Origin of the sequence: Lysinibacillus sp. NPDC056185, from assembly GCF_047737915.1 — a bacterium.
GTDB lineage: Bacteria > Bacillota > Bacilli > Bacillales_A > Planococcaceae > Lysinibacillus.
This window is the reverse complement of the sequence record NZ_JBLLLQ010000025.1, coordinates 70104-81978: the sequence shown is the minus strand read 5'-3', so window position 1 is coordinate 81978 and position 11875 is coordinate 70104. Positions and strand designations below refer to the sequence as shown.

The window sequence follows — 11875 nt, the reverse complement described above, 5'->3', positions numbered from 1 at the left end:
ATAGAAAGGTGAACTGTGCAAATGAATTTTAACATGAATATCCCAGGATTAAAAGATGTAGAGATTACGAAAGTAGAAGAAGTAGGCGATCGAATTGCATTATATGTACAATTGCCTAAATGTACGCATCAATGTCCAGTTTGTAAAAAAGAAACATCGAAGGTTCACGATTATCGTATACAGAAGATCAATCATTTAAAATGGTTTGAACGTTTAACTATTCTTTTCTATAAGCGTCGTCGTTATGTTTGTAATTGTGGAAAGCGTTTCTCTGAAAAATCCCCCTTTGTAGATAAATATCAACGTTATTCAAAGGAATGGAATCAAGTAGTTAGCATACGTGCTATTAAAGCCAAAACATTTAAAGAAGCTGCAGAAGTACTGGGCACATCAACTACGACGGTCATTCGCCGTTTTAAAAAGGTGGCGAATAAACAATTAGTAGAGGGTGTACGTTTACCCAAAGCGATTGCGATTGATGAGTATAAAGGCGATACAGATGCAGGTACGTATCAGCTAATAATTGCGAATGCGGAGACGCGCGAACCGATTGATATTTTACCGAATCGTAAAAAAGAAACAATCAAAAATTACTTAAGTCAGTATGGAGCAGATGTAGAGATAGTGGTCATGGATATGAATCCAAGTTTTAAAGCAGCTGTTCGTCAAGCGTTAGGTCGACCTGTTATTGTGGCAGACCGCTTTCATTTTAGCCGTTATATCTATTGGGCAATGGATGAAGTGCGCCGACAAGTACAAAAAGAATGGGACAAATACAATCGCACAAAGTGTAAACGTATGCGTCATGTGTTTTATAAACGTGCATCTAAATTATCACCGAAACAACAGTGGTACTTACAGCGCTATACTGAAATGTCTGAAACATTAAAAATAGCTCATGAATTAAAGGAAGTCTATTGTGAATGGTTTGATTGGGCAAAGACAAAGAATGATGTCATAGAAGTGAAGAAGCGATTACAAGCCTTTTACCGTAAAGTAGAAGAGACAAAATTACCAGCTTTCTTAAAAGCCATTCAAACATTTAAAAACTGGCAAGTAGAAATCTTAAATAGCTTTAGTTTTGGTTATTCCAACGGCTTCTTGGAAGGCATTAATAATAAAACAAAAGTGATGAAACGGAATGCATATGGCTTTCGACGCTTCGATCACTTTCGAGCAAAAATCTTATTAAATTTAAAGTATAAAGAAATCGGGGTTCATCTGGGTTAACGTGCTGAAAGATTTGTACACCCCAACATTTGACTTAGAACCCTTTTTTTGATGCTTTCAATACTATGATAAATTCTATTATTTAGAATTTAAGTTGTAACAGTTTCATCTATATGATAGTTTTACCTGTGAAATTTTGCTAATATTAATGGTAGAACAAGAAGGGAGGAAATAAGACATTGTATTTTAAAAAAATTAGTCTTATCTTATGCGTCCTTTTCGTTTCTGCTTCAATATTTACAATACATAGTGCACAAGCAAGTGGCGGTTTTGTAGATGTTACGAACAAGGATGACGCATATGAAGAAATCAATTATTTAGTTAATTTAGGTGTTATTAAAGGGTATACAGAAAAGGGCAAAACGTATTATAAACCTAACAACACCGTAACGCGTGGACAAGTTGCCAAAATGGTTGTTGTTGCTTCCGGTAACAAGCCATTAGTTGTCAATAAATCAAACTTCTCAGATGTAGCAGTCGGCACAGAGCTTTCAGGCTATGTGGAACGCGCTGTACAGCTTGGTTTCTTTAAAACAAATATCAAGGGACAATTCTTACCAAACAAACCTTTAACTCGTGATGAAATGAGTTATGTATTAACAAAAGCGTTTAAGCTCGATACTAGCGAGTATGAAAATATCGATTCTCCTTTTGTAGACGTAGGCATAACTCATCCGTACGTTTCATATGTGAATACGATTTACTATAATGGTATTACAAAGGGAAGTAATCAAAATTATAATCCAAATGGACAAGTTACACGTAAACAGTTTGCGTTATTTGTAGCGCGTGCCAAAGAAGAAAAATATCGTTTAGATATCCCTGTTAAAGGTGTAGCTACACCTGATTCATCACAGGTCATTGGCTTAGTTTCTGCAACAACTGACGGATTAAATATTCGTAAATCAAAAGATTCTTCATCTAATGCTAATATTGTAGGAACTGTCAACAAAGGTGGAAAACTATCAGTTTATGCAGTTGAAGGAGACTGGTTAAAAGTTTCCTATAAAGATGCTTTTGCTTATATTTATAAAACGTATGCACAGTTTTTAGATGCAGATGGTAACGCATTAGGAAATATTCAAAAGCAAGTTACGACAACACAAAATATAAATCTTTACGTAAAACCAACCTCTTCTTCAAAGGTAATTTCGACTGTGAATAGTAAAGTGAAATTACCTGTTTATAAGACGGTAAGTGGTTACCATCTAACTGTAGTGAACGGTGTACCAGGATATATCGTGGCTAATAGTACAGCGGACGTTGAAGTAGAAAAACCTTCTACTCCAGATCCAACTCCGACTCCAAATCCAAAACCAGATCCAAAACCAGATCCAAAACCAGATCCAAAACCAGATCCAAAACCAGATCCAACACCACCAACAATTTCTGGTGATCTATTAGGTCGAGTAACGGTTGATAATTTAAATATCCGCAAAGAAGCTAACTCTACTTCTGCAGTAGTAAGTAAGCTAAAAAAAGGCGAATATGTTCAAGTGAACAGTATTAACGGTTATTGGGCTCTAGTTACTTATCAAGGTCAAAAAGGGTATGTCCATAAATCTTATATAAAGTTATTAAATCAAAGTGGTAATCCGTTGAAAGATCGAATTATCATTCTTGATCCAGGTCATGGTGGTAAGGACCCAGGAACCAATTTTGGTAAAACTATTTTCGAAAAAGACATTACATTAAAGGTTAGTACTATAGTCAAGAACAAACTGGAGGCTGCAGGGGCAAATGTATTGATGACACGTACGGGTGATACATTCCCTACTTTACAGGGGCGTGTAGATTTTACAAATGCTAATTACGGTGAAATCTTCGTAAGTGTCCATGTAAACTCAGCAGGAAATACTTCTGCACAAGGTACTGAGACATATTATGCAGTGACAACAGGTGATATGTTTAAGGAAGATATTGATTTAGCGACATTTGTAAACAATCAAATCGTAAATAACTTAAATATGAAAAATCGTGGTGTCAAAGAACAGCAATACTATGTAATTCGCAACATGCTTATTCCATCTATCCTAGTCGAACTGGGCTTCTTATCAAATAATGAAGACCGCGCTAAAATGACAGATGATCAATATGTTGAGTTATTTGCTGATTCTATCTACAAAGGAATTTTGGAATATTACTCAAAACAATAATAATGAAAAGCTACATCGTTCAATAGTAGACGATGTAGCTCTTTTTGTTTGATTTAGCACTTTGCGCATTATTGTGAAGTGGACTCCTATTATTTAGAATTTTAGTATAATAATAGTTTTATCTGAGAAATTTTGCTAAGATTAATGGTAGAACAAGAAGGGAGGAAATAAGACATTGTATTTTAAAAAAATTAGTCTTATCTTATGCGTCCTTTTCGTTTCTGCTTCATTGTTTACAATACATAGTGCACAAGCAAAAGGCGGCTTTGTAGATGTTACGAACAAGGATGACGCATATGAAGAAATCAATTATTTAGTTAATTTAGGTGTTATTAAAGGGTATACAGAAAAGGGGAAAACGTATTATAAACCTAACAACACCGTAACACGTGGACAAGTTGCCAAAATGGCTGTTGTTGCTTCAGGTAACAAGCCATTAGTTGCTAATAAATCAAGCTTCACGGATGTAACAGCCGGCACAGAGCTTTCAGGCTACGTGGAACGTGCTGTACAGCTTGGCTTCTTTAAAACAAATATCAAGGGACAATTCTTACCAAACAAACCTTTAACTCGAGATGAAATGAGTTATGTGTTGACAAACGCGTTTAAGCTCGATACAAGTGAGCATGAAAATATCGATTCTCCTTTTGTAGACGTAGGCATTAATAATCCGTACGTTTCATATGTGAATACGATTTACTATAATGGTATTACAAAAGGAAGTAATCAAAATTATAATCCAAATGAACAAGTGACACGTAAACAGTTTGCATTATTTGTAGCGCGTGCAAAAGAAGAGAAATACCGCTTAGATATCCCTGGTAAAGTTGTAGCTGCACCTGATTCATCACAGGTTATTGGCTTAGTTTCTGCAACAACTGACGGATTAAATATTCGTAAATCAAAAGATTCTTCATCTACTGCTAATATTGTAGGAACTATCAACAAAGGTGGAAAACTATCAGTCTATGCAGTTGAGGGAGATTGGTTAAAAGTTTCCTATAAAGATACTTTTGCTTATATTTATAAAACGTATGCGCAGTTTTTAGATGCAGATGGTAACGCATTAGGGAATGTCCAAAAGCAAGTTGCGACAACACAAAATATAAATCTTTACGTAAAACCAACCACTACATCAAAGGTAATTTCAACTGTGAATAGTAAAGTGAATTTACCTGTATATAAGACGGTAAGTGGTTACCATCTAACTGTAGTGAACGGTGTACCAGGTTATATCGTGGCTAATAGTACAGCGGACGTTGAAGTAGAAAAACCATCTACTCCAGATCCAACACCACCAACAGTTTCTGGTGATCTATTAGGTCGAGTAACGGTTGATAATTTAAATATCCGCCAAGAAGCTAACTCTACTTCTGCGGTAGTAAGTAAGCTGAAAAAGGGCGAATATGTTCAAGTGAACAGTATTAACGGTTATTGGGCACAAGTTACTTACCAAGGTCAAAAAGGGTATGTCCATAAATCTTATTTAAAGCTATTAAATCAAAGTGGTAATCCGGTAAAAGATCGAATTATCATTATTGATCCGGGTCATGGTGGTAAGGACGTAGGAACCCATTACGATAAAATTTACGAAAAAGATATAACATTAAAGGTTAGTACTCTAGTAAAGGATAAACTAGAGGCAGCAGGTGCAAAAGTATTGATGCCTCGTACTGGAGATACATTCTCCCCGCCACAAAAACATGTTGACTTTTCACATGCTAACTACGGCGAAATCTTCGTAAGTATCCATGTGAACTCAGCAGATAATACTAAAGCAAAAGGTACCGAAACGTATTACGCTAAAACACCAGGTGATATGTATGAAGAAGATATTGAGCTTGCGACATTTGTAAACAACCAAATTGTTAAAAACGTAAATATGGAAAATCGTAAGGTCAGAGAAATGAATTACATTGTAGTTGCAAATACGAATATTCCAGCCATCTTAGTCGAGCTAGGCTTCCTATCAAATAAAGAAGACCGTGCTAAGTTGACGGATGATAAATATATTGAGTTATTTGCGGAATCTATCTACAAAGGGATTTTGGAATATTACTCAAAACAATAATAATAAAGAGCTACATCGTTCAATAGTAGACGATGTAGCTCTTTTTGTTCGATTAGTAGTATTAAAAGTGATTTTTTCATCGTAAAAAAGAGAACTATCAGCGATTTGGTATTTTAGCGGCGGAAAACACGGGTTTAGCGGCGAACCGAGCACTTTTAGCGGCGCAATACACGAGTTTAGCGGCGAACCGCACTTCAACCGGCGCAATACACGGGTTTAGCGTCGAACCGCACACTTTTAGCGGCGGAAAACACAAGTTTAGCGCCGAACCGAACTCCACACAGCGCAATACACGAGTCTACCGGCGAACCGCGCTCCAACCGGCGCAATACATGGGTTTCCAACGAAAAAAAGCATCCCTAACAGCGCACTAAAATCAACTTTCACCTTAATAGCTATTTTGCATTTGCATAAAGTGTTCTATTTACGAATTGAGCAAAGTTTTGACGTGTTACTGTACCATTTGGTTTAAATGTATTATCGGCATAGCCTGTAGTGATGCCAAGTGCATATAAGGCTTGAACATCTTTATAATATGCATGAGATGTCGGCACATCAGAGAAAGTATTTTTCGTATAACCTTGTAGCTTGAAGCCGTTGACAAGTGCTCGTGCCATGGCAGCGCGGGTCATTGGCTGGTGGGCATTGATTTTGCCATTTTCTACTGCAATAATGCCGTAGCGTAGGCCTGTTGCTAAAACAGCATAGCCATAATCACCTGCTTTGATGTCACTTGCATTTAAGGTAGCTGAGCTGGATGCTGGAATCCCTAATGCTCGTAAAATCATTTCTGTTGCTTGTAGGCGAGTTAATGTACCTTGTGGATTAAATTTTCCATTCGTTCCTTTCACAATGCCTAGCGCATATAAGTTTTTAATATCATAATAGGCACCATTCGACGAAGATACATCTGAGAAGAATGGTGCGGAAGCAATTGTCGCTTTGTTGGAACCTTTTGCGCGTGTGAGCGTTTTAATTTCTGCAATCGTTGCAAATTTTTCATCAGCATTTTTGCGATCATCGCGCCCCTCTATAAAGGATGTACGTATCGTATATGTTCCGGTAGCTAAATCGCCAGGCATAGAAATCTGATATTTTTCCGCATGCGTACTAATGTCTTTTTGATCAGCATTGTTTGTTGAGGAATCCGCAGCAAGTCCTGGAATGTAACGTTCATGTCCATTACCAACAACTTTATCGTTTGCGTCTAAAATTTCTACTTTCAATGTACCGCGTGCAGGCACATTACCATTGTTTTTAACCGTTACAGTGGAGTAGAAAACGAATTTACCAGACGGTGCTACATAACTTTGCACCCCGTCAGAGTAAAGCGAAAGGTTATAACGGCGGGGCACATAGCCATTATGCTTTTCGGCTACCCAATTTAAAGCATGCTTCATAAATACTTGTGCATCTTTGTCACCATTAGTTGTTATATAAGCAGCACCATTTTCGTTATCTTGCCAATCCGCTTTATCATTAATATTTATATAATCATAGATTTTGAATCCAATTTGAACAACTCTGCCTTTGCCGTATTCGATCGCATGGGCTGCGCCAAATTCATTTTTTTTCATTGTTTTAGGTTTGTCTGTGTAATTGTAATCTGAGAAATATAAAATAGGTGTTGCAGATCCACCTTGCCAAGGCTTCATGACTTCTACCCAATCACGATCTGTTTTTGTTAGATTAAGCTTGCTTTTGCCAAGCTCTTTTGTTGTATTTTGAATAATTGGATGAACAGTATTTATATTGCTTATTGCAGAGTTTCCTATCACAATATCGTCAATAAAACGGGAATTGAAGACTTCAGTTAAATTATCCCACTCCATTACCCAAGAATCGACATCGTAGATCAATGGAGAGAGATCCATTTGACCGAGTTTAGGGAATTTTGCGGATTCATTACGGGCTGTTTGGAAGGCAAAAATTGCACCACCGCCATTTCGAACGTATATTTTGACATTTTCGCGTTGCTGATGATTCATCATGACTGTATAGGCAAAGACGATTGCATCATATTGACTTAAATTTTCTAAATTATTTAAGTCTTTCTCATAAATTTTCTCTACTTGGAAACCTTGTTGCTGATAGAGAAGAAAAGCTTTTAGTTCCTTATTATATGTGGAGCTATAGTCAACCTTTTCAGAAATAAGTTGGCCATTAAAAGTTCCACTAGGGTGTGTAGTATTGGCATATTTTTCACTACTTTCAGAGAAAACGACACCGATTTTCTGTGCAGCTTTAGCTTGTGTTGGTGCTAAAAAAACTACGAGCATAAAAGAGCATGCTACGAGTAGTGAAACGAATAATTTCTTCATTAAATCCACATCCTTATTTTTGTATTTTTCTTCAATTTCGCGATTGCGTCCTATTTTGAATTGTGCTCAAACCGTGAAATTTGCACTACTTATTTATCATACAACTAAATAATGGATAAAACATTAAAAATTGGTTGTTGTCGTATGGCGTTTTGAATTAGATTGTCGATTAATGTGAGGCTAAAATTGTGTTGTCCAGAGCGAAGAGGGACAACTGTTGGGGAAACTTACGCAGTAGATTTTGGGTATAAACTCATAATTTAGGGAAAAAAGAAAAACATTGCATAATTATATATAAAATCAATTCATTCCTTTCTATAAGTCTACCTGTATTTATGATATAATAACTCTTGTTTTGCTTAGTAAATAAAAGAATAAACAATTTTGATTCGCGATAGAGGAGGGCAATCACATCTTCTGAGATGTATGACATTTATGAATAAACTGAAACAAACTTTTGCAAAGGTCAACAAAATTGATACGTTTTCGCCGTATTTCTTTTTACCTTTTATATTAATGCTCTATTTCTTTACAAGTCTATTTGATTTCCATCGATTTGAATTATTTAATTTACGTGTATCAATTTGGCCAGCAGTAATTTTAGCAGTACTATGCTATTACATTGGTGTGTACATTATTGATAAGTTAAAATGGACAATCCCATCATTTGGTTTATCCTTCTTAGGGAAATTTGTTGTTCATTTTATCGTATTTTTAACTTTACTTGGTTTAGTTGCATATGTATTAATGATGATTAAAGGTGGTGGATTAGGGATTTCTGATGAATCTAATCGACGTAACCTTGATCCAAAATTAAACTTCTTTGCTCAATTATTATGGTATGGCGTTTTACTGTTATTATCATATAAAATGATTCTAGAAAAAAATATAACATGGAAAAAAACATTAATCTACGGCTCCATTTATGCTGCAGTAATGTTCTTATTCCTATTAATGGGTTATCGTACACCATTAATTATTATGTTATTTACTGGTATTATCATCTTCCATTACGTTGTAAAACGAGTGAAATTAACATGGTTCCTTTCAGCTCTGTTTGTTATCGGAGTAGCCTTCTCAATGTTTGGCTTCCTTCGTGTTGTATCAGAGGATACAACGAAAGAATTTAATAGCCGTGAACAACCAGATGTAGAATTGACTGAAACAGAAAAGGAAAAGCTGTTATCAGTAGAGCAGCAAGTTAACTTAACACCAAAATGGATTCGTTCAATAAATGGTGAGAGTGTAACAGGCCATATTGTTTTAAGTAAAATTATCGAATATACGCAGGAGGAAGGTTACCTAAATGGGGAAATCCATGCTGGTATCTTCAGTACAATTTTACCGGGTGAACAAGTTTCACCACGTATGAAAGTAACAAAAGTTGTAAACTCTCTAGCTGAATCTGAAGGTAAATATATTACACGTCCTAACAGAACAACAACACCAACATTTATTGGTCAATTATTCTTAGACGGGGGTTATCTGCTTGTAGCGATAGGCTTCTTCTTATATGGTGTATTAATCTCATTAATTTATAATAAAGTGAAGCAAGGCGGTATTCGTAGCTTCCATTCAGTAGCTTATGCATTTGTCATTACCTTATTTACAGTGTCTATGCATACAGGCTTACTTGATTTAATCTTTATTTTAATGCTTGGCTTTGTCATAATTGCGTCAGCGATTATGAAAACAGATAAGAAAAAGCTTTCATATTAACAATAATAGTGATGTCTCAAATATTATTTGAGGCATCTCTTTTTTATTTGGTGTTCCTATCCGTCAGTTGGCAGGTGGATGGCGATAAAACATGAAATTGTTTCGATAAAATTAAAAAGTTGGATGACATTTTGTTACCCCTTGTTTTGCAGAAGGGCAATAAACATTGCCATAATAGCCTTTTCAACAACATAAAAAGTCGCCCTACGTTATAGGACGACTTCTTTTTTTATTTTACTGTATTGATCACTTGTACATAGTCTTTGCTAACGAAAGCTTTTCCTGTATACAGTTTATCAGAAAGGACCTCATACCAGCCGTTTGTCGCAGAGCTTGTGATGATCACAGGCATGCCACTTCGTGCATATGTGAATAGTGGGCTAAAGCTAGTAGCTGCGCCTGTACGAACGTTTAAGCCGGTTGTTGTTGTTATACCGATTGTGTATGGATTTTTGGCATCCTTAAAGCCTAATGCTTTTTCAGCACGGTAATAGTGTCCTGCAATTTTTGCACCCCAGTATGGATCAGAAGCGTATTTCACGTTAAAGCCAAGAGCTTTTGAACCTACTACTGCACCGTTAGCAAAGTTTTTACCAGTTGAGCCCCCTGGAGTAATGTAGTTTGGCTGTAGGAATTTTTCAACAAGCTCATTGATATTGTCAACTACACTATCAAACTTTTTGTTTTTTGGGTTCGTATCAGTCACGTACAAACCAAATAAGTTGTTTAAGTCTTGTGCCTGATTACTCATACCATAAGCACTCTCATGCTGAGCAAGTGCCAAAACAAGCATTGCGTTAATTTGAGATTTTTCTTCCACATCTTTCAATGTTTTCCCTAAACCTATTAACTTACTTTTCTTTGTAGCATCTTTATAACTGCTAACTCCTGTACTCTCAACCTCTGCTAGCTTATTCATTATATAAGCATCTAGTTCTTGTGCCGTATATTGTGTTTGGGCACGGGCAGGTAAAAATTGATAATAGTTATAGGCCTCACCTTTAGAGGAGCCATTGCCGTTTGTGAAATAAATACCGTCCCAGCTATAGTATTTTTCGCCTTGCTTCATAAATGATGGCGCTTTTCCGAAAACATAGCTAGAAGAATACTTATTTGTGTTGTAATCGTAAAGTGTATGTTTAATTTCACCATTTACATTTTCGTAGTAAGAACGACCTTTGCTCATTGAAAATGGGATTAATGTAACATCAGCGTGTTTTAAGTAGCCGACTTGACCAGCTAATCGAACTTTTACTTGTGTTGCATCACTGCTGAGGTATTCCATTTCTGTATTTGCCGCAACACCAAGCGAGTCATTAATTGTTTCAGATTTTAGTGCTACATAATTATTTGTAACAACGTAGCCTGAAGACATTTTCACAATTTTATCACTTTGGACAATAACCTGTGTATTTTTTGTCACAGCTTTTTCAGCAGCTTCAAAGGTAGAGAATCCTTGATTACCAACTAATGTGCCGTTTGAAATTTCCTTAACAGCATATTTAGAAGATCCGGTATTTGTATCGCCACCGTTAGTATTACCACCGTTAGTATCGCCACCGTTAGTATTGCCGCCGTTAGTATTACCACCGTTAGTATCGCCACCGTTAGTATTACCACCGTTAGTATTGCCGCCGTTAGTATTACCACCGTTAGTATCGCCACCGTTTGAATTACCGCCGTTAGAATTACCACCGTTTGGTTCAGCAGCGTCTGGATCACCAGCAAGTTGCATTAGACGTACAATAAACGAAGATGCTTGTCCAATAGTTGCATTTTTTTCTGGCATAAAGTAACCATTTGCGCCTTTAATAATTTCTAGTTGTGCACCTATAGCTACTGCTTGACGGTAGTCTTTTAATATAGCTGCATTATCCTTAAAGGTAATAGAAGAAGTACCTTTAGGAATGTTTAAATAATTGATAGCTCTCTCAATCATAACCGCCATATGCTGTCTTGAAATAGCGGCATTAGGCTTAAATGAACCATCTCCGTAACCTGTAATAATACCAGCTGAAGCAGCAAGCTTAATATCCTTTGCATGTACATATGTATCTGGGACATCTTTAAAGACTATGTCGCTTGCCGCTTCAAGATTCATGGCTTTAGTTAAATAAGAAGCAAACTCTCCGCGTGTCACATTGGCATCTGGACGATAACTTCCTTTTGCATCTTTTACTAATGCATTTTTGGAAATTAAATAACGAAGACCTTTTTCATGTGAATGCCCTGTTAGTTCGTCAGCAGATGCCAGTTGGGGTTGCCAAAGAAGCATGCCGATTACTGTCATAAGCAAAGCAATTATTGATAGTTTTTTCATATTTTACCCTCCTAGATTTCTACACCATTTTACCAAAGTTATAGAGTAACGATAAGGG

Annotated in this window: 6 protein-coding genes; 4 read left to right on the top strand and 2 right to left on the bottom strand. The window is 36.4% G+C overall.

Translation table 11 applies throughout. The features are described from left to right. The first annotated feature begins 15 nt into the window (after positions 1–15). From ACMZ42_RS20520 to ACMZ42_RS20510, 3 genes are all read left to right on the top strand, one after another. A complete protein-coding gene (locus ACMZ42_RS20520; RefSeq protein WP_415732599.1) occupies positions 16–1230 on the top strand; it encodes an ISL3 family transposase in 1215 nt (404 codons plus the stop codon). 179 nt (positions 1231–1409) lie between these two features. After that, on the top strand, positions 1410–3386 hold the full coding sequence (locus tag ACMZ42_RS20515) for an N-acetylmuramoyl-L-alanine amidase (protein ID WP_415732598.1): 1977 nt from the start codon (positions 1410–1412) through the stop codon (positions 3384–3386). Between the two features lie 175 nt (positions 3387–3561). Then, complete coding sequence (locus tag ACMZ42_RS20510) at positions 3562–5457, top strand: N-acetylmuramoyl-L-alanine amidase (protein WP_415732597.1); 1896 nt, start codon at positions 3562–3564, stop codon at positions 5455–5457. Between the two features lie 395 nt (positions 5458–5852). Here the strand turns inward: ACMZ42_RS20510 and ACMZ42_RS20505 are convergent, their stop codons facing one another. Next, a complete protein-coding gene (locus tag ACMZ42_RS20505; RefSeq protein WP_415732596.1) occupies positions 5853–7778 on the bottom strand; it encodes an S-layer homology domain-containing protein in 1926 nt (641 codons plus the stop codon). A gap of 435 nt (positions 7779–8213) precedes the next feature. Between ACMZ42_RS20505 and ACMZ42_RS20500 the strand changes: the two genes are divergently transcribed. Next, a complete protein-coding gene (locus ACMZ42_RS20500; RefSeq protein WP_415732595.1) occupies positions 8214–9497 on the top strand; it encodes an oligosaccharide repeat unit polymerase in 1284 nt (427 codons plus the stop codon). A gap of 229 nt (positions 9498–9726) precedes the next feature. Here the strand turns inward: ACMZ42_RS20500 and ACMZ42_RS20495 are convergent, their stop codons facing one another. Continuing rightward, positions 9727–11817, bottom strand: a complete 2091-nt coding sequence (locus ACMZ42_RS20495) for an S-layer homology domain-containing protein (RefSeq protein ID WP_415732594.1) — start codon at positions 11815–11817, stop codon at positions 9727–9729. Positions 11818–11875 lie beyond the last annotated feature (58 nt).

Coding starts and splice junctions, on each gene's coding strand:
- ACMZ42_RS20500 (WP_415732595.1), top strand. CDS start 8,214: ATGAATAAACTGAAACAAACTTTTGCAAAGGTCAACAAAATTGATACG.
- ACMZ42_RS20505 (WP_415732596.1), bottom strand. CDS start 7,778: ATGAAGAAATTATTCGTTTCACTACTCGTAGCATGCTCTTTTATGCTC.
- ACMZ42_RS20495 (WP_415732594.1), bottom strand. CDS start 11,817: ATGAAAAAACTATCAATAATTGCTTTGCTTATGACAGTAATCGGCATG.